Source organism: Streptomyces sp. Qhu_M48 (assembly GCF_051305195.1).
Classification (GTDB): domain Bacteria; phylum Actinomycetota; class Actinomycetes; order Streptomycetales; family Streptomycetaceae; genus Streptomyces.
Genome location: NZ_CP195432.1, coordinates 5,229,218 through 5,246,797 on the forward strand (window position 1 = coordinate 5,229,218; position 17,580 = coordinate 5,246,797).

Below are 17,580 nucleotides of genomic sequence, written 5' to 3' on the forward strand. Positions count from 1 at the left end.
ACGCGGAGGCCCCGGACGGGGAGGCCCGGGACGGAGAGACCCGGGACAGGGCGGCTCGGGACGGATCGGCTCGGGACGGAGAGACGGAGGGCCAGGAGACGACGGACCGCAAGACGACGGACCAAGAGGCGACGGACCGGGAAGCGACGGACCAGGAAGCGACGGACCGGGATCCGGACGCGGAGGTGGGCATGCCCGACGGGTCGTCCGCCGGCGCCGACGCCGTGCGACCCGCGGCCCGGCCCGGCCCGGCCACCGCGCGCTCCGAGCCCGCCGCCCCGGACGCCCGCCCGGTCAGAGCAGCTCGAACACCGCCGAGACGGTGACCTGCTCCTCGATCTCGCCCGGGGCCAGCGGAACGCTCGCCTCGTCCGCGGAGATCCCGGGCGCCGCACCGGGACCGGGGCGCACGGACTCGCCCTCGCTCAGCGAGACGAGCCGGCCGAGCCGGTGGCCGCTGAGCCGGGCGTGCTGCGCCGCCTTGTCGTACGCGTCCCGGTAGGCGGCCTCCCGCGCCTTCACCCGCAGGGCCGAGGGGTCGGCGACGTCGAAGACGACGCCGTTGACCCGGCCCGCGTCCCCGGTGGTGTCGTTGACGGCGCCGATGACCTGCCCGGTCCTGTCGAGGTCCCGGACCTTCACGGAGAAGGACTGCCCGGCCTGGTACGCGGTCACCTTGCTCTCGCCCGCGGTGTTCTGGGTGTAGACCGGGGAGAGCGACAGGCTGTCGGTGCGGATGTCCCGTTCGGCGATGCCCTGCCCGCGCAGCACGTCGAGGAGCGACTTCGCGGCGGTGCTCTGCGCGGCCATCGCCTCCTTCGCGGTCCGGCGCGAGGCCTCGACCCCGACGGCCACGATCGCCAGGTCGGGCGCGGCGGCGGCGCGGCCGCTGCCGCTGACGGAGACCGTCGCGGGCTCCTCCGCCCGGCCGGCCGTGCGCGGGGCCGTCCGCTCGGGCGCGGCGGCCAGCGCGGGGGCCGAGGTACCGGCGAGGAGGCCGCCGAGCACGGCGGTGGCGGCGAGCAGACGGGCGGTACGGGCTGCGGCGCTGGGCCGGCGGATCGTCACGGGCGGTCCCTTCGATGGTGGGTGCCGGAGCTCCGGCGGGCACATCCCAGCACCCGGCGCCGTCCCCTCCGGTACGCCACTCCTGACCACCGGCTCCCTTCACCTCTCCGTACCAGCCGGGCCCGTCCCTGCCCGGGCGGGGCGCTCAGGTCTGGACGAGGGGCCGGTACGCGTCGGAAGAGAGACCGAAGGTCCAGGCGACGCCCTCCCGCGCGGTCCGGGTCGTGGGCGGCACCCGGAGCCAGTACGTGCGGTGGCTGCCGTCCGGCTCGGGGGTGGAGTTGACGACCTCGACCATCACCACGTCCTCGTCGTCGGCCAGCGCGATCCGCCAGAGGACACCCGTCTCGTCGCGGTGCTCGTGCCGGGCGCCGGAGGCGGCGAGATAGCGCTCGTAGCCGTAGTACTCCAGCATCACCCGGCGCAGTTCGGCGTTCTCCTCCTTCCGTATCCGCTCGGGGGTGAGACCGGCGAGGCCGGCGAGGAACGCGGCGGGCACCGGCATGCCACGCCAGGCGTGGAGGGCGAATCCGTCGGCGAAGGCCAGTGCGGGGCCGTCGCCCCGGTCGAGCCGCCCGGCCTCGTCCCGGTGGAGGGCGACGGGGCGCTCGCAGACCACGGCGACGTTCTCGTACGGCCACCACCAGCCCGCGTGTCCGGCGACGGCGGCGAGCCCCGCGAGCCGCTCTCCGCGGCCGTCGAAGGCCGCGAGCCAGGCGGCGTCGTGCTGGCCGAGCACCGCGTCGAGCAGCACGAGCCGCACGGCGGTCGCCTCCCGCACGGGAGCGGCGGAACCGTCGGCGTCACCCGAGGCACCAGAGCCGCCGGAGCCACGGGAGCCACTCGCGCCACGATGGTCACTCACGTCACCGGAGCCGCCCGGATAACCCGCGTCGCCCGGGCCCGCCGCTCCCGTGGCGGCCTCCGTCACCCCGGCCCGTATCCGGTCGGCGAGGCCACGGGTCAGATCCCAGAGCGGGGCGCCGGTCGCCTGCCAGTGGGCGGCCCAGCCCGCCGGGCCGAGCAGGTCGTGGAGGCGGCGGCGCTCCTCGGCCCACGGCCGGGTGCGCACCTCGTCCCGTACCGAACGGCCCCGCTCCGTCAGGCCCCTGACGAGCGTGACAGCCGCGAGCGGCGAGTCGGCCCAGAGCACGCGGCCGGGCTCGGCGAGGCCCGCCGTGCGGTAGGCGAGTCCGACGCCGGCCTCCGCGGCGGCGCGGTCGGCGGGCCCGGTGGCCGCGGCGACGGACCGCCACTTGTCCTGTGCGGTGGTGTGGTTCATGTCGTGTCCCCCAGGTCTCTCTCGGTCAGTCCGCCACGATCCGGTAGGCGCCGGGCACGTACTCCCGCTGGCGCACCACCCGGTACCAGCCCTTGGGCAGCGGGATCGGGGCGTGCTCCTCGTGCACCACCCGGCCGCCCTCGGGAAGGTGGAGCAGGAGCGGGCCGTAGGGCCCCGCCTCCCGGACGAGCCGGCCGGGCCCCGGGATCGCGTGGGCGTGCCCGGTGACCTCGCCGAGGGCGAGGACCAGGCGGCCCCGTGCGTCCCTCGGCTCCCCCGCCACGGTCCTGGCGCGCTCCGGAACGGCCGTCTCCTCGACGGGCGCGATCAGCACGTCTCCCTGCCGGTACATGGCTCTCCCCTCCCCGTTCGGCGCGGTACGCCGGACACGGGAACGACGCTAGGGGCCGGGTCTGACAATCGGCCCCGCGCCGGCGCCCGCCCGGCCCGCGCCGTCGGCCACCGACCCTCCGCGGAGCGCTGTCGGTGCCGCTTGGTAGAACTCTTGCCATCAGCTGATCCACGCCGTCCGTCGTCCGGGAGCGCAGTCATGACCGTTGGCCACCACCTGCAGGAATTCCACGGCCTGCCCGTGTTCGACTTCCCGGCCGAGGACGCGCGGGTCGAACTGCCCGACGCGGCGGCCGTCGCCTGGCGGATCTCCTCCCCGACCTACTGCGACCCCGGGGACGAGCAGTGGGGGCCGCTCTTCGAGCGGTTCCTGAAGACGGTGGACACGGGTCGGGTGCGCGCGGTGGTCGTCGGCGGCTGGAACGAGGCGTACGAGACCTCGTCGGCCGGCATCGTCACGGCCCTCATCGCCGCGAACAACCGGCTCACCGGCCTGGAGGCGGTCTTCCTCGGGGACATGGGGTCCGAGGACTGCGAGATCTCGTGGATCGTCCAGTCCGACGTGACCCCGCTGCTCGCGGCCTACCCGACCCTGCGGGAGTTCGCGGTGCGCGGCGGCACGGGCCTGGTCTTCCCCTCGATCCGGCACACCGGTCTGGAGACCCTGGTGGTGGAGGCGGGCGGCCTGGGTGCCGAGGTCGTGCGCGGGATCGTGGGCAGTGACCTGCCGGCCCTGGAGAAGCTGGAACTCTGGCTCGGCACCGACGAGTACGGCGGCGACAGCACCGCCGAGGACCTGGCGCCGCTGCTCTCCGGTTCGTCGTTCCCCGCGCTGCGCAGTCTCGGCCTGTGCAACAGCGTGATCCAGGACGCCGTCGCCGCCGCCGTGGCGGGCGCCCCCGTCGTCGCCCGGATCGAGCGGCTCGACCTGTCCATGGGCGTCCTCACCGACGAGGGTGCGGCGGCCCTGCTCGACGGGCAGCCGCTGACCCATCTCGTCCACCTCGACCTCTCGCACCACTTCCTGTCCGAGGCCATGGGGGAGCGGGTGCTCGCCGCGCTCACCCCGTACGGCGTGACCGTCGACCTCGACGGCGCGCAGGAGCCCGAGGACGACGGTGACGGCGGGGTCTACCGGTACGTCGCGGTCGCCGAGTGACCGCCGGCCCGCGCCTCGTGGTCGTCGGCGATCCGGCGGGCCGCCGCGTCGCGTTCTTCCAGGACGCGCTGCGGGCCGCCGGGCTGCCCGGGGCGCGGGTGGTCTCCTGGCCCGAGGTGCTGCGCGGCCGGGCGCGGTTCGCCGCGGGCGAGACCGTACGCCTGGACTCGCCCGGCGAGGACGCGGAGGCCGACCGGCTGCTGCGCGGGCTTGACGATCCGGCCCGGGTCGAGGGCACCGGCCTCTGGTACGAGCGGTTCACGGCCGCCGTGGCGGGCCTCGCCCGGTCCGTCGCCGAGGCGGGCGCCGTGCTCGTCGACGACCCGGCCGAGCTGTCCGTCCTGTTCGACAAGCGGCTCGGCCATGGCCTGCTGCGCGCGGCCGGCGTCCCGGTCCCCGAGTCGCCCACCTCGGGTCCCTCCGCCCCGCCGGTGCGGGGCTGGGAGCACCTCAGGTCGCTGACGGCGGAGGCCGGTCTGCGCCGGGCCTTCGTGAAGCTCGCGCACGGCTCCTCCGCTTCGGGGGTGCTCGCGGTCGAGACGAACGCCGCGGGCCGGGTCCAGGCCACCACCTCGGTGGAACTCGCGGCCGGCGGGCTGCTCTTCAACTCCCTGCGGGTGCGGCGCTACACGAGCGAGCGCGAGGTCGCCGCGATCGTGGACGCCCTCGCCCCCGACGGTCTGCACGTCGAGCGCTGGCTGCCCAAGGCCTCCCAAGGGGGCCGGGCGGCCGATCTGCGGGTGGTGGTGGTCGACGGGCGGGCCACCCACGCCGTGCTCCGCACCAGCCGCTCCCCCATGACCAATCTTCATCTGGGCGGCGCCCGCGGCGATCTGGACGCGGCCCGCGCGGCGATCGCCGCGACCGGCGGGCGGTGGACGGACGCGGTCGACGTGTGCGAGCGGGCCGCCGCCGCGTTCCCCGGCACCCGGTGCGTGGGCGTCGACCTGTTGCCCGCCTCGGGCTGGCGCCGCTTCGCGGTGGGCGAGGTGAACGCCTTCGGGGATCTGCTGCCGGGGCTGACGGGCCTGCCCGGCAGCGGCGTCGAGGGCCTCGACACGTACGCGGCCCAGGTCGCCGCCCACGTCCCGGTCCCGCGCGGCGCCGCCGACGCCCGCCCCGCCCGCACCACCACCGCCGCCCGACCCGACCGCACCACCGACACCGGACCCGACCTCACCACCCGCGCCACCCGCACCACAGGAACGAGCACCACGTGAACCAGCCCGACATGAACAGGATCGTCGGCAGCCACGATCTGCTCCTGGTCACCCTCGACACGCTGCGGTACGACGTGGCCGCGGAACTCGCGGCCGCCGGCCGCCTGCCGAACCTGGCCCGGCATCTGCCCGCCGGTGGCTGGGAGCGCCGGCACGCGCCCGGCAGCTTCACCTACGCCTCCCACCAGGCCATGTTCGCCGGATTCCTGCCGACCCCCGCCACCCCCGGTCCGCACCCGCGCCTCTTCGCGGCGCGTTTCGAGGGCAGCGAGACCACCGCCGACGGCACCTACGTCCACGACACCCCGGACTTCGTGTCGGCCCTCGCGGGCGAGGGCTACCGCACGGTCTGCGTCGGCGGAGTCGGCTTCTTCAACCGGCGGCCGCCCCTCGGCACCGTGCTCCCCGGTCTGTTCCAGGAGAGCCACTGGGAGCCCTCCTTCGGCGTCGCCTCCCCGACCTCCTTCGAGTCCCAGGTCACCCGCGCGGAGGAGGTCGTCGCCGGGCTCCCGCACGAGCGGCGGCTCTTCCTCTTCGTCAACGTGTCCGCGCTGCACCAGCCCAACTGGTTCCATCTGCCGGGCGCCACCCACGAGGCCGGTGACTCCCGGGAGACCCACGCGGCCGCCCTCACCTACGTCGACCGCCACATCGGGCGGCTCTTCGCCGCGATGAGCAGCCGCCGTCCGTGTTTCGCGATCGTCTGTTCCGACCACGGCACGGCGTACGGGGAGGACGGCCACACCGGTCACCGGCTCGGCCACGAGGTCGTGTGGACCGTCCCGTACGCGCAGTTCGAGCTGGCGGGCCCGGAGCGGGAGGCCGTGGCATGAGCGACGACGCCACCCCGCGCCCGTACCGGAGCTACGTCTACGCCTACCCGCACAAGACGGCGTACCGGAGGCTGCCCGAGCGTCCGGAGCTGGCCGCCCTCTGGCGGGACGAGCCGAAGGACGCGCTCTCCCTCTACGCGCACATACCGTTCTGCGAGGTCCGCTGCGGCTTCTGCAACCTCTTCACCCGGATCGGCGCCCCCGACGAGCTGACCGCCCGCTACCTCGACGCCCTCGACCGCCAGGCCGCGGCCGTGCGCGAGGCCCTCGGGGAGAGCGACCCGGTGCGGTTCGCTACGGCCGCGTTCGGCGGCGGCACGCCCACCTTCCTCACCGCCGCCGAGCTGGAGCGGCTCTGCGACATCGCCGAGCGGCGGACGGGGGTGGACCTGCGGGCGGTGCCGCTCTCCGTGGAGACCTCGCCCGCGACGGCGACCGCCGACCGCCTCGCCGTGCTCGCCGGGCGGGGCGCGACCCGGCTCAGCATCGGGGTGCAGAGCTTCGTGGAGGCCGAGGCGCGCGCCGCCGTCCGGCCGCAGCGCCGCGCGGACGTCGAGTCGGCCCTCGGCCGGATCAGGGACACCGGCGTCCCCGTCCTGAACATCGACCTGATCTACGGGATCGACGGGCAGACGGAGGAGACCTGGCGCTCCTCGCTCGACGCCGCCCTCGCCTGGCGTCCCGAGGAGCTGTACCTCTACCCGCTGTACGTCCGGCCGCTCACCGGCCTCGGCCGGATCTCCCCCGGCGCCGACCGCGCGTGGGACGAGCGGAGGCTGCGCCTGTACCGGTACGGCCGTGACCATCTCCTCTCCCACGGGTACGAGCAGGTGTCGATGCGGATGTTCCGGCGGGCGGACGCGGCACCGCTGGGGCCGGACGACCACGCCTGCCAGACGGACGGGATGATCGGACTGGGCTGCGGGGCCCGCTCGTACACCTCGGCCCTCCACTACTCCTTCGACTACGCGGTGGACATGCGGGAGATCCGCTCGATCATCGACGCGTACACGGAGACCGCGGACTTCTCGCGCGCCGAGGTCGGCCGGTGGGTCGACGCCGGGGAGGCTCGCCGCCGCCATCTGCTGCAGTCGCTGCTCCAGGCCGGGGGCATGCCTCTCGCGGAGTACGAGGAGAGGTTCGGTTCCTCTCCGTTCGCCGACTTCGCGGAGGAGCTGGACCGGTTCGAGGCCCTCGGCTGGCTGGACGGGGAGGCACCGGGAGGGCTCCTGAGACTGTCGCCGGAGGGGCTCGCCCACTCGGACGGTGTCGGCCCCGAGCTGTTCTCCCCCTCGGTGCGGGCCGCGATGGCCGCGTACGAGCCGAAGTAGCGGGCGGTCATGGACCTGACACTGCTCTACCGCGGGCCGCTCTCCTCCTGCGACTTCGACTGCCCGTACTGCCCCTTCGCCAAGCGCCGGGACAGCCGGGAGCAGCTGCGGGCCGACCGGGCCGCGCTCGAACGGTTCACCGGCTGGGCCGCCGGGCAGAGCGGCGACCGGCTGCGGATCCTCTTCACCCCGTGGGGCGAGGGCCTGGTCCGCTCCTGGTACCGGCGGGCGATCGTCGAGCTGTCCCGGCTCCCGCACGTCGAGCGGGTGGCGATCCAGACCAATCTGAGCTGCCGGACCGACTGGCTCGCGGAGGCGGACCCGGAGACGGTGGCGCTCTGGTGCACGTACCACCCGGGGCAGACGCCGTACGAGCGCTTCCTCGCGAAGTGCGGGGAGCTGACGGAGCGGGGCGTCCGCTTCAGCGTCGGCGTGGTCGGGCTCCCCGAGCACGCCGGGCACGCCCGTCGGCTGCGGGCCGCGCTGCCGCCGCACGTCTACCTCTGGGTGAACGCGGCGGAGGGGCACACGTACACCGACGCGGAGGCGGCGGGGTGGACGGGGATCGACCCGCTCTTCCCGTACAGCCGCCGTCCGCACCGCTCGGCGGGGCTGCCCTGCCGGACCGGCGAGTCGGTGATCTCGGTGGACGGCGAGGGGACGGTGCGGCGCTGCCACTTCGTCAGGGCCGAGCTCGGGAACCTGTACGACGGTTCCTACCGCGCCGCCCTGCGGCCCCGCGCCTGCCCGCTCGGCGTCTGCGACTGCCACATCGGCTACGTCCATCTGGAGACGCTGCCGCTGTACGACGTGTTCGCCGGCGGGGTCCTGGAGCGGATCCCCGCCGTCGTCCACCCGCCGGCCTCCCCCGGTGCTACAGGGGCATGAGGTCGGGGCGCTTGGCCTCGACGTAGTCGCCGGAGCTCTCGCCCCGCAGCCGGCGCCCGATCCAGGGCACGAGGTACTCCTTGGCCCAGTTGATGTCGTCGCGGCGCACCTCCAGCGTGCCGCGCGGCGGAACCGGAGGCCACGCCTGGTCCGGGTCGGCGGGCACCGGCAGGCCGAGGACCTGGGCGGCGCGCAGGGCCACCCGGGTGTGCCCCTCGGCCGAGAGGTGCAGCCGGTCGTTGTCCCAGGCCCGCCGGTCCTGGACGGACCTCAGGGACCACAGGTCGAGGACCGGGCAGTCGTAGCGGTCGGCGATGGCCCGGACGTGGGCGGTGTAGGTGGCGATCTTGCCGCGCAGGTGCCGGAGCACGGGCACGTCACGGGTGTCGAAGCCGGTGGTCACCATGACGGTGCCGACGGCTGAGGTCAGTTCGGCGACGGCGCGCTCGAAGCGCTCGGCGACGTCGTCGGGGTCCGAGCCGGGGCGGATGATGTCGTTCCCGCCGGCGCAGAAGGTCACCAGGTCGGGGGCGAGTTCCTTCGCCCGGGGGACCTGTTCCGCCACGATCTGGTCGAGGAGGCGCCCGCGTACGGCCAGGTTGGCGTAGCGGAAGGCGTCGTGCACCGGCAACTGGTCGGCGAGCAGCACCGCGAGGCGGTCCGCCCAGCCGACGTACGTCCCGCCGGGTCCGGGGTCTCCGACGCCCTCGGTGAAGCTGTCACCGATCGCCGCGTACGACCCGAATGCGTTCTTGTCTCTTGATCTCGAATCGTCTGCCACGGGAGCACATCCTTCCCTTTCGGATGTGACCTACGCGACCGTAAGGAGGGGTTGACGCTGGGTGACATATGCCACCGATAAAGAATTTGCCAAGCCGGAATAGACCTGGGCACGCCGAGCGGCCCGGCACGGGGTGCCGGGCCAGTCGGGTGACAGGTGTGCGTCAGATGGAGACGCCGTGCTGGCGCAGGTAGGCCAGCGGGTCGACGTCGGAGCCGTAGCTCGGCGAGGTACGGATCTCGAAGTGCAGGTGCGGACCGGTGGAGTTGCCGGTGGAACCGGAGAGGCCGATCTGCTGGCCGCCGGTGACGGCCTGGCCGGACGAGACGGAGAGCGAGGAGAGGTGGGCGTACTGGGAGTAGTTGCCGTCGGCGTGCTGGATGACGACCTCGTTGCCGTACGAACCGCTCCAGCCGGCCGAGACGACCGTGCCGGCGCCGACGGCGCGGACGGTGGTACCGGAGGAGGCGATGAAGTCGGCACCCGTGTGGTAGCCGGAGGACCACATGGAGCCGGAGGCGCGGTACGGGGTGGAGACGCCGCCGCCGACCGGGGCGACCCAGCCGGACGCGGAGGCCGAGGCGCCGGAGGTGGAGGAGCCCGAGGACGTCGAGGTGGAGCCCGAGGACTCCGTGCTCGCGGCCGGGGCGGCGGAGCGCTCGGCGCCACGCGAGGCGCGGGGGGCCTCGTCGTTGTTCTTGGCGGAGGTCTTCGCGGAGCTCTTGGGGGCGGCCTTGGGCGCGGCGCTCTTCGGTGCGGCGGCCGGGGCGGCGCTCTTCGCGCCGAGCGTGAGCTTCATGCCGGGCAGGATGAGCGAGGGGTTCTCGCCGACGACCTGGCGGTTGTCCGCGTACAGCTTCTGCCAGCCGCCGGTGAGGTGGTGCTCCTCGGCGATCTTCGACAGGTAGTCGCCGCTCACGACGGAGTACGTCTTCGGCTTGGCCTTGGCGGTGGGCGCGGCCTGGGCGGCGGCGGGCGCCTTCACCTGGACGGCGGCCGTGACGGCCTGTCCGGGAGCGGCGGCCGGCGTGGCGGCGTGGGCCCCGGTGGCACCGAGGAGCGGGAGGGCGACGACGGCGCCTCCCGTACCGGCGGCGACGATTCCGCGGGTCAGGGGGTTGGACTTGGTACGGCGGTGCTTACCCTTCGCGGGCATGGCGAATTCCTCTCCGGCGCCTGCGAGGTGAGCTGTCGGGTTCGGACTGGAGATGCCCGGCCACGTGTCCACGCGGCTTCACCCCGAGCCGTCCTGCTTCGCGGGACCGGCGTACTTCCTGGGTCCCCCGCTCCTGCCACGCATGGGATGAGTGGAATTCCGGACGGTGGCAGGATTCGGCGGTCCGACCGGATTGACGGTGACGCTAGACGAGCGGGGTCGGCGCGAACAAGCCACTGATTTCCGCCGGCTTTCCCCGCCCGCCCCTCCGCCCGGAATTCCGGTCACCCTCCGTCGATGACGGTCCTTCGATTTCCTTTTTCCGTACGGCAATTGCTTCGGGCCTTCGGCCACGATCCGTCACTTCTATGACCCTGCTCACGCGCCGCGGCTCATCTCGCCTGTAACCAGGGCGCGTTATACGCAAGGCCTCAATTCGGACAGATCACCCATTCCCATCCAGGGGGGTGCGCCGAGACCGTCCCGGCTGGATGATTGCCCCTGGAACCGACCTCGTGTCGGGGCACCCGAACGTCGATCACCAGGAGCATCCGTGACGCAGCAGCTGCCGCAGGTCCCGCCCGTCGAGGCGAACGAACCCGAGCTGGCGGAGGTCCGCAACTTCCGGGACGTGGGCGGCCTCCCGACGACGGACGGGCGCGCCGTGCGCCCCGGCCGCCTCTACCGCAGCGGCCACCTCGCCCACGCCACCGAGGCGGACGTCGCCTTCCTCGACTCGCTGGGACTCCACACCGTCTTCGACTACCGGAACCTGGCGGACCGGAAGGTCGAGGGACCTGACGTGGACCTGCCCGGCGTGCGGAACGTGAACATACCGCTCAACGACCCGGCCGACGGCAAGGAGTTCTGGAAGCTGGTCCGCGACGGCGACATCGAGCAGCTGCGGGAGATCCTCGGCGAGGGCAAGGCCGCGGCCCGAATGTCCGACTCGTACCGGAAGATGGTGGTCGAGCGGACCGCGGAGCACAGCCGGATCCTGCACGCCCTGGCGGAGGACAGCCTCCCCGCGCTGATGCACTGCGCGGCCGGAAAGGACCGCGCCGGGCTCTCCATCGCGATCACCCTGCTCGCCGTCGGGGTCGAGCGGGAGGCGATCGAGGCGGACTACGTGAAGTCGAACGACCCGCACCGCCGCTACAAGGTGCGCCGCAGCTCCACCGACGCGGACGCGATGTCACCCGAGGTGATGGAGCTGCTGAGCCCGCTGTTCGACGCGCGGGTGGAGTACCTGCGGGGCGCCTTCGAGATGATCGAGGCGACCTGGGGTTCGGTGGACGCCTACCTCGCGGAGGGCCTGAAGCTGGCCCCGGAGACCCGCGAGCGCCTGCGGGAGCGCCTGCTCACGGAGGCGTGAGCCCGCGGCGCACTACTGGTTCTGCCCGCCCAGCATGAAGAGCAGGTAGAGGAAGCCGGCGAAGAGGTGCCCGGCGACCAGGTACGCGAAGAGGCGGAGGACCAGCCCTTTGGGGAACTTGCCTTCCTCGCGCTCCTCGCCGGTGACAGGTCGTGACTTCTCGGACATCTCGGTCCTTTTCTTTCGAAGGGGATGCACGTATGAGAGGGGTACGGGGTCAGCGCCGGTGCGGGGGGCCGTCGCCGAGGCACAGTTCGGCCGCGGGGCTCTGCATCAGTGTGTGGACGAAGAGCAGCTCGGCCCCGCCGGGGGTCGCGGCCCCGATCCGGTGCGGCGTCAGGGAGTCGAAGTGCGCGCCGTCCCCGGGATCGAGGACGTGGACGGCCTCACCCAGCGCGAGCCGCACCCGGCCCTCCAGGACGTGGATCCACTCCTCGCCCGGATGGACGCGCACCAGGTCGGCGGGGGTGGCGTACGGCACGTGGACCCGCAGGCACTGGAGGGCGCGTCCGGCGCCGCCGGCCTGGCGGTAGATCCAGCCGTCGGCCTCGACGGGTTCGGAGCGGCCGGCCCGGACGACGGGGTCGCGCCCGGGGGGCGCCTCGCCGAGCAGCCCGGAGACCGTCGTACCGTAGATGCGGGCGAGGGCGAGCAGCATCGGCAGCGAGGGCTGCCGGTTGCCCGTCTCCAGGCGGGAGAGGTGGGCCGGCGAGAGGCCGGCCCGCTGGGCGGCGGCCTCCAGGGTGAGTCCCCGGCGGCGGCGCAGGGCCCGCAGTTGGGGCGCGACGTCGGGCAGGATGTCGGGGGTGGCGGGGTCCGGGAAGCTGTCCCCGGGGACGTGGTCCATGCGTCCATTCCGCCAGGATTATGCCTCTGAGGCAAGTTTCTTGCCCCAGAGGCAAAAACGGTCGGCCGTAAACGGCGGGCTCAGTGCCGGGCCATCGCTCCGCCGCGTGCGGCTCAGCCCTTGGCCACCGCCTGCTTGACCAGGGTCCTCCCGAAGTCCCACATCAGCCCGCCGCCGCCGTGGGCGTCGTCCATGACCGCGGTGAAGGCGGTCACGAACCGGTCCACGTCCGCCTCGTCGATGATCAGCGGCGGGATCAGCTTGATCACCTCCAGATGGTCCCCGGAGACCTGGGTGAGGATCCGGTGCCGCTGGAGCAGCGGGACGACGACCATCTGGGCGAAGAGGCCCTTGCGGGCCGCCTGGAGCATCGTCCAGCGACCGCGCAGCCCCAGCGAGGACGGCCGGCCGAACTCGATCCCGATCATGAGGCCGCGCCCGCGGACCTCGTGGAGCAGCTCGTACCGGGGCACGAGCTCCCTGAGGCGGCCGGAGAGCAGGTCGCCGATCCGGCGGGCGTGCGCGACCGTCCCCTCGTTCTCCATGACCGAGAGGACCGCGAGCCCGGCGGTCATGGCCTGGGCGTTCGATCCGAAGCTCGCCGAGTGGACCAGGACCCGGTCCATCGACGAGTAGACCTTCTTGAAGATCCAGTCCTTGCCGAGGGTGGCGCCCACCGGCACGTACCCGCCGGAGAGCGCCTTGGCGACGCAGACCAGGTCCGGTTCGACCCCCTCCTCGTGCTGGTAGGCGTAGAAGTCACCGGTCCGGCCGAGGCCGGTCTGGACCTCGTCGGCGATGAGCAGGGCGCCGTGCCGGTGGAGCAGCTCCTGCGCGGCGCGCAGGAACCCCGGCGGGGCCGCGTGGACGCCCTTGCCCTGGATGGGCTCGACGACGAAGGCGGCCACGTCGCCCCGGCGCAGCTCCCGCTCCAGGGCGTCGAGGTCGCCGAGCTCGATCGCCGTGTCGGGCAGGAGCGGGGCGAAGCCGTCCCGGAAGCCGTTCTCGCCGTTGACGGAGAGGGAGCCGGTGGTGAGCCCGTGGAAGGCGTGGGAGCAGTAGAGGACCCTGGGCCGCCCGGTGGCGTACCGGGCGAACTTGAGGGCGGTCTCCACGGCCTCCGTGCCGCTGTTGCCGAAGAAGACCCGGTCGAGGTGCGGGCTGTGGGCGAGGAGCCGTTCGGCGAGGAGTCCGGGCAGCGGCTGGCAGTCGAAGCGGGTGAGGTCGGCGAGCTGGGCGTCCAGGACGTCGTGGAGGGCCTTGCGGACGACGGGGTGGTGCCGTCCGAGGCCCATCACGCCGAAGCCGGCGAGCATGTCGAGGTGGTCGACGCCGTCGGCGTCCCAGAAGTGGGCGCCCTCGGCCCGCTCGTAGACCTTGTCGAAGCCGATGGTGTGGAGCATGCGCGGCAGCTGGTGGTTGAGGTGGCGGGCGTGCAGTTCGTACCGCTCGCCGCCGCGCTCGGCGAGCAGGGCCCGCAGGTCGAACTCCCCGCTCATCGCTCCTCCGTCCTCACCCGTTGTTCCCCGAGACGGTCTCCCTGACCGCGCGCAGGGATTCCTTGAGGGAGCCCATGGTGGCGAGGACGGCGGTCGGCTCGTAGCCGCAGTGCGCCATGCAGTTGGCGCAGCGCGGGTCCTTGCCGCGGCCGTACTTGTCCCAGTCGGTGTCCTCGACGAGTTCGCGGTACGTGGGGACGTACCCGTCGCTCATCAGATAGCAGGGCCGCTGCCAGCCGAAGAGCGAGTAGTTCGGAATGGCCCAGGCGGTGCAGGGGAAATCCGCCTTTCCTTCCAGGAAGTCCAGGAAGAGCGGCGAGTGGTTGAGGCGCCAGCGGCGGCGGTTCCCTCCGGCGAAGGCCTTCTTGAAGAGTTCGCGGGTCTGCTCGACGCCGAGGAAGTGCTCCTGGTCGGGGGCCTTCTCGTACGCGTACGCCGGAGAGATCATCATCTCGTCGACCTGGAGGTCGTCGTTGAGGAAATTGAGCACCTCGATGATCGTCTGCGGGGTGTCGGTGTTGAAGAAGGTCGAATTGGTGGTGACGCGGAATCCGCGCCGCTTGGCCTCCTTGATGGCCGCCACCGCCTCGTCGAACACGCCCTCCTTGGCGACGGACTCGTCGTGCCGCTCGCGCAGGCCGTCGATGTGGACGGCGAAGGCGAAGTACGGCGAGGGTGTGAAGTCCTCCAGCTTCTTGCGGAGGAGCATCGCGTTGGTGCAGAGGAAGACGTACTTCCGCTTGGCCACCAGCTGGCGCACGATCTCGTGGATCTGGGGATGCATCAGGGGCTCGCCGCCCGCGATGGACACCATGGGGGCGCCGGACTCCAGGACGGCGCCGACCGCCTGGGCGACCGGCATGCGCTGCTTGAGGACACCCGCCGGGTGCTGGATCTTCCCGCAGCCCTCGCACTTGAGGTTGCAGGCGAACAGCGGCTCCAGTTCGACGATCAGCGGGAACTTCTCGCGCTTGCGGAGCTTCTGTTCGATGAGATAGGTCCCGACCCGGATGGACTGACGGAGCGGCATGGCCATAACTCGTTCACCTCCTGGGGAGCAGCAAAGAACGGTGCCATTCGAAGAAAGCGGGAAGGACGGCACGGAGAACTCGGAACGCCGATATTCCCCCGCGTACCGTGCCGATCCGGACCAGCTCATGTTCTGGAGCGTCCACGACCACCCGGACGGCCGCAACCGGGCGCGCGTCCGGCCCGCCGACGAGACCCGGGACGCCCCGGGCCGTCCGCAGGGTCGCCGCGGACTCCATGTCGACGGCGATCGCCCCGGTGGCCCGCAGGGCGGCCCGCTCGGGGCCGCGCACGACGTGGTCGGAGCCGACCAGCGGCCCGGTGTGGACGGCCCGCCCCGGCACCGCCCTGACCAGGGCCTTCACCAGGAGCTCGGTTCCGGCGCAGGACGTCGTCCCGTCGGGGCTCCGGGTCTCGTCGGCCACGACGAGGTCCCCGGGGTGCATACCGGGGGCCAGCCCCGCGCAGAAGCCGGAGGCGATGACGGCGGCGTCCCGCCACCCCTCCTCGCCGAGGGCTCGGGAGACCGCGTCGCGGGCCCGGTCCGGCCCCATGCCCGTACGGACGACGGTGACCGGCCCGGGGGCGCCGCCCCGGTCCCCGCCGCGCAGGGCGAACCGTTCGATGCCGAGCGCGCAGGCGATCAGCAGCGGCGGTGGGGCGCCGGGGCCCGGCTCGCGGCCCATCAGCGCACCGAGCCGGGTGAGGGCTCCCCGTACACATAGCGCCCGAGCGCCGTGAGCGGGAAGACCTGCCGGTAGAGGTGGTAGTTGATGGAGAAGTCCCAGGGGAAGCCGGTGCCCGTGAAGTACGGCTCGTCCCAGGACCCGTCCTCGCGCTGGGTCCCGGCGAGCCAGCCGACGCCCCGCCGGACGGGCTCGGATTCGCGCTCGCCCGCCGCGAGGAGGGCGATCAGCGCCCACGCGGTCTGGGAGGCGGTGGAGGCGCCGCGCCCGATCCACTCCTCGTCGTGGTACGAGCGGAGGTCCTCGCCCCAGCCGCCGTCCTCGTTCTGTACGGTCCCGAGCCAGCGGACGGCCCGCCGGATCGCCGGATGGGAGACGGGCAGCCCCGCGGAGGTGAGCGCCGGCAGCACCGAGCCCGTGCCGTACACGTGGTTGACGCCCCAGCGGCCGAACCAGGCGCCGTTCGGCTCCTGGTGGGCGAGCAGCCACTCGACGCCCCTGCGGGTCCGGGGGTCCTGGGCCTGCCCCTCGTGGGCCAGCATCTCCACCACGTGGGCGGTGACGTCGGCGGAGGGCGGGTCGACGACCTCGCCGAAGTCGCAGAACGGCAACTTGTTGGGGAAGGGGCTGGTGTTGTCGGCGTCGAAGGCGCCCCAGGCACCGTTGCGGGACTGCATGCCGAGCGTCCAGCGCGCGCCCCGGGCGACGGCCGCCTCCACCCGGGCGGGGTCGGGGTGCCTGACCCGGCGCAGGGCGAGCACCACCTCGGCGGTGTCGTCGATGTCGGGGTAGTTGTCGTTGTGGAACTCGAACGCCCAGCCGCCCGGGGGCAGTCCGGGCCGTCGCACCGCCCAGTCCCCGGTCCGGGTGATCTCCTCGTCGAGCATCCAGTCGACGGCCTTGACCAGGGCCGGGTGGTCGGCTGGGAGTCCCCCGTCGGCGAGCGCGATCGTGGCGAGGCAGGTGTCCCAGACGGGCGACTGGCAGGCCTCGACCATCCGGGAGCCGTCCTCGCGCCACACGGCGAACCGGTCGAGCGACTCCAGGCCGGCGCGCATGACGGGGTGCTGGAGGTCGTAGCCGAGGAGGTGGAGGGCGATGACCGAGTAGACGGCGGGCGGCTGGATCCCGCCCCAGCAGCCGTCGTTCTCCTGGCGTTCGACGATCCAGCGCGCGGCGAGGTTCATCGCGGTCCTGCGCAGGGCGCGGGGTGCGACCCGGTGGTAGGCGTGCAGCGCCTTGTCGAGCCGCTGGAAGAGCCCGTCCCAGCCGGTGACCGGGGCGAGCGGCGTGGGCGGGTTGGGGCGGGCGGGGTCGGTGTGCAGCTCGTCGAGGGGGAAGGGCGCGGGGCGGACCGGGCGCTTCGCGGAGACCACGGTGAGCGGCACGATCGTCTGCCGGGCCCAGCAGCCGAAGTCGTAGATGTTGAGCGGGAACCACTTCGGGAGGAAGAGCAGCTCCGGGGGCAGCTCGGGCAGGTCCTCCCAGCGCCACCAGCCGAAGAGCGCGAGCCAGATCCGGGTGAAGACCCGGGCGGCGGCGATGCCGCCCCTGGCGCGGACCCAGGCGGCGGCCCGTGCCATGTGCGGCGCCTCGGGCGGGTCTCCGGCGAGCCGGAGGGCCACATAGGCCTCGACGGTGGCGGAGACCTCGCCGGGCCCGCCGTAGAAGGTGGCCCAGGCTCCGTCCTCGCGCTGTTCGCGGCGGATGTGGAGGGCCGCGGCGCGGGTGGTGTCGGCGTCGAGGATGCCCAGGAACTGGCGGAGGAGGAGGTCCTCGGCGTCCATGGTGACGTTGGTCTCCAGGTCGCCCTTCCACCAGCCCTCGGGGTCCTGCAGGGCGAGCAGGTGCTCGACGGCCCGTTCCGCGGCCCGCGCGGCGGCTGTGTCGAGTGCCGACGCGGAGGCGTCGGTGTCGTACGTCGTGCTGGCCGCGGCCGCCCGGGGGCCCACGGCCCCGGCGCTTCCGTCGGTCGTCGCTGTCATGGCTTCCCCTTTGCGCAGTCGGTTGCTTCTGCTTCTACGGGTCTGCCGTCGGCCGGCGCCGTGAGGCACCGGCCGGCGACCGCGAACTCA

Annotated in this window: 17 protein-coding genes and 1 riboswitch; of the genes, 6 read left to right on the top strand and 11 right to left on the bottom strand. The window is 73.3% G+C overall.

Going from position 1 to position 17,580, the window contains the following annotated elements; genetic code table 11:
* Positions 1-294: 294 nt before the first annotated feature.
* The 3 genes from ACRRSS_RS23610 to ACRRSS_RS23620 form a co-directional block, all read right to left on the bottom strand.
* Positions 295-1,068 (bottom strand): SIMPL domain-containing protein, encoded by a 774-nt coding sequence (locus ACRRSS_RS23610; RefSeq protein ID WP_435973122.1) that lies wholly within the window; start codon positions 1,066-1,068, stop codon positions 295-297.
* Between the two features lie 145 nt (positions 1,069-1,213).
* Positions 1,214-2,350 (bottom strand): DUF6745 domain-containing protein, encoded by a 1,137-nt coding sequence (locus tag ACRRSS_RS23615; protein ID WP_435973123.1) that lies wholly within the window; start codon positions 2,348-2,350, stop codon positions 1,214-1,216.
* Between the two features lie 25 nt (positions 2,351-2,375).
* Positions 2,376-2,702 carry a hypothetical protein gene (locus ACRRSS_RS23620; RefSeq protein WP_435973124.1) on the bottom strand — a complete coding sequence of 109 codons (327 nt, stop codon included), beginning with the start codon at positions 2,700-2,702 and terminating at the stop codon, positions 2,376-2,378.
* A 198-nt stretch (positions 2,703-2,900) separates the two neighbouring features.
* Here ACRRSS_RS23620 and ACRRSS_RS23625 point away from each other — a divergent pair, with 198 nt between their 5' ends.
* The 5 genes from ACRRSS_RS23625 to ACRRSS_RS23645 are packed head-to-tail and all read left to right on the top strand — an operon-like array spanning position 2,901 to position 8,132.
* Complete coding sequence (locus ACRRSS_RS23625) at positions 2,901-3,860, top strand: STM4015 family protein (protein ID WP_435973125.1); 960 nt, start codon at positions 2,901-2,903, stop codon at positions 3,858-3,860.
* Complete coding sequence (locus ACRRSS_RS23630; RefSeq protein WP_435973126.1) at positions 3,857-5,080, top strand: STM4014 family protein; 1,224 nt, start codon at positions 3,857-3,859, stop codon at positions 5,078-5,080. Before ACRRSS_RS23625 ends, ACRRSS_RS23630 begins: the two co-directional genes overlap by 4 nt.
* Positions 5,081-5,091: 11 nt before the next feature.
* Positions 5,092-5,913 (top strand): STM4013/SEN3800 family hydrolase, encoded by an 822-nt coding sequence (locus ACRRSS_RS23635; RefSeq protein WP_435975407.1) that lies wholly within the window; start codon positions 5,092-5,094, stop codon positions 5,911-5,913.
* Positions 5,910-7,244 (top strand): STM4012 family radical SAM protein, encoded by a 1,335-nt coding sequence (locus ACRRSS_RS23640; RefSeq protein WP_435973127.1) that lies wholly within the window; start codon positions 5,910-5,912, stop codon positions 7,242-7,244. The genes ACRRSS_RS23635 and ACRRSS_RS23640 overlap by 4 nt, the downstream gene beginning before the upstream one ends.
* 9 nt (positions 7,245-7,253) lie before the next feature.
* Positions 7,254-8,132 carry an STM4011 family radical SAM protein gene (locus ACRRSS_RS23645; protein WP_435973128.1) on the top strand — a complete coding sequence of 293 codons (879 nt, stop codon included), beginning with the start codon at positions 7,254-7,256 and terminating at the stop codon, positions 8,130-8,132.
* Here the strand turns inward: ACRRSS_RS23645 and ACRRSS_RS23650 are convergent.
* Both ACRRSS_RS23650 and ACRRSS_RS23655 read right to left on the bottom strand, forming a co-directional pair.
* Complete coding sequence (locus ACRRSS_RS23650) at positions 8,119-8,913, bottom strand: SGNH/GDSL hydrolase family protein (protein ID WP_435973129.1); 795 nt, start codon at positions 8,911-8,913, stop codon at positions 8,119-8,121. The genes ACRRSS_RS23645 and ACRRSS_RS23650 overlap by 14 nt on opposite strands.
* Positions 8,914-9,076: 163 nt before the next feature.
* On the bottom strand, positions 9,077-10,069 hold the full coding sequence (locus tag ACRRSS_RS23655) for a M23 family metallopeptidase (protein WP_435973130.1): 993 nt from the start codon (positions 10,067-10,069) through the stop codon (positions 9,077-9,079).
* Between the two features lie 4 nt (positions 10,070-10,073).
* Positions 10,074-10,233: riboswitch (cyclic di-AMP (ydaO/yuaA leader) on the bottom strand.
* Between the two features lie 389 nt (positions 10,234-10,622).
* On the opposite strand from ACRRSS_RS23655, the gene ACRRSS_RS23660 reads away from it, so the two are divergent.
* Positions 10,623-11,444, top strand: a complete 822-nt coding sequence (locus tag ACRRSS_RS23660; protein ID WP_435973131.1) for a tyrosine-protein phosphatase — start codon at positions 10,623-10,625, stop codon at positions 11,442-11,444.
* Between the two features lie 12 nt (positions 11,445-11,456).
* Here ACRRSS_RS23660 and ACRRSS_RS23665 read toward each other — a convergent pair whose 3' ends face one another.
* The 6 genes from ACRRSS_RS23665 to shc form a co-directional block, all read right to left on the bottom strand.
* On the bottom strand, positions 11,457-11,612 hold the full coding sequence (locus ACRRSS_RS23665) for a DUF6126 family protein (protein WP_351906128.1): 156 nt from the start codon (positions 11,610-11,612) through the stop codon (positions 11,457-11,459).
* 49 nt (positions 11,613-11,661) lie between these two features.
* On the bottom strand, positions 11,662-12,291 hold the full coding sequence (locus ACRRSS_RS23670; RefSeq protein ID WP_435973132.1) for a helix-turn-helix domain-containing protein: 630 nt from the start codon (positions 12,289-12,291) through the stop codon (positions 11,662-11,664).
* A 113-nt stretch (positions 12,292-12,404) separates the two neighbouring features.
* Complete coding sequence (locus ACRRSS_RS23675) at positions 12,405-13,790, bottom strand: aspartate aminotransferase family protein (RefSeq protein WP_435973133.1); 1,386 nt, start codon at positions 13,788-13,790, stop codon at positions 12,405-12,407.
* A 13-nt stretch (positions 13,791-13,803) separates the two neighbouring features.
* Entirely contained in the window at positions 13,804-14,826 is a 1,023-nt protein-coding gene (gene hpnH / locus ACRRSS_RS23680; protein ID WP_435973134.1) for an adenosyl-hopene transferase HpnH, read from the bottom strand.
* 7 nt (positions 14,827-14,833) lie between these two features.
* Positions 14,834-15,505 (bottom strand): phosphorylase family protein, encoded by a 672-nt coding sequence (locus tag ACRRSS_RS23685; protein WP_435973135.1) that lies wholly within the window; start codon positions 15,503-15,505, stop codon positions 14,834-14,836.
* Positions 15,505-17,490 carry a squalene--hopene cyclase gene (shc, locus tag ACRRSS_RS23690; protein ID WP_435973136.1) on the bottom strand — a complete coding sequence of 662 codons (1,986 nt, stop codon included), beginning with the start codon at positions 17,488-17,490 and terminating at the stop codon, positions 15,505-15,507. The genes ACRRSS_RS23685 and shc overlap by 1 nt, the downstream gene beginning before the upstream one ends.
* Positions 17,491-17,580 lie beyond the last annotated feature (90 nt).

Bases quoted from the DNA above. Each gene is read 5' to 3' on its own strand.
- ACRRSS_RS23615 (WP_435973123.1), bottom strand. From the start codon at position 2,350: ATGAACCACACCACCGCACAGGACAAGTGGCGGTCCGTCGCCGCGGCC.
- ACRRSS_RS23620 (WP_435973124.1), bottom strand. From the start codon at position 2,702: ATGTACCGGCAGGGAGACGTGCTGATCGCGCCCGTCGAGGAGACGGCC.
- ACRRSS_RS23625 (WP_435973125.1), top strand. From the start codon at position 2,901: ATGACCGTTGGCCACCACCTGCAGGAATTCCACGGCCTGCCCGTGTTC.
- ACRRSS_RS23635 (WP_435975407.1), top strand. From the start codon at position 5,092: ATGAACAGGATCGTCGGCAGCCACGATCTGCTCCTGGTCACCCTCGAC.
- ACRRSS_RS23640 (WP_435973127.1), top strand. From the start codon at position 5,910: ATGAGCGACGACGCCACCCCGCGCCCGTACCGGAGCTACGTCTACGCC.
- ACRRSS_RS23645 (WP_435973128.1), top strand. From the start codon at position 7,254: ATGGACCTGACACTGCTCTACCGCGGGCCGCTCTCCTCCTGCGACTTC.
- ACRRSS_RS23655 (WP_435973130.1), bottom strand. From the start codon at position 10,069: ATGCCCGCGAAGGGTAAGCACCGCCGTACCAAGTCCAACCCCCTGACC.
- ACRRSS_RS23665 (WP_351906128.1), bottom strand. From the start codon at position 11,612: ATGTCCGAGAAGTCACGACCTGTCACCGGCGAGGAGCGCGAGGAAGGC.
- ACRRSS_RS23670 (WP_435973132.1), bottom strand. From the start codon at position 12,291: ATGGACCACGTCCCCGGGGACAGCTTCCCGGACCCCGCCACCCCCGAC.
- ACRRSS_RS23675 (WP_435973133.1), bottom strand. From the start codon at position 13,790: ATGAGCGGGGAGTTCGACCTGCGGGCCCTGCTCGCCGAGCGCGGCGGC.
- hpnH (WP_435973134.1), bottom strand. From the start codon at position 14,826: ATGGCCATGCCGCTCCGTCAGTCCATCCGGGTCGGGACCTATCTCATC.
- ACRRSS_RS23685 (WP_435973135.1), bottom strand. From the start codon at position 15,505: ATGGGCCGCGAGCCGGGCCCCGGCGCCCCACCGCCGCTGCTGATCGCC.
- shc (WP_435973136.1), bottom strand. From the start codon at position 17,490: ATGACAGCGACGACCGACGGAAGCGCCGGGGCCGTGGGCCCCCGGGCG.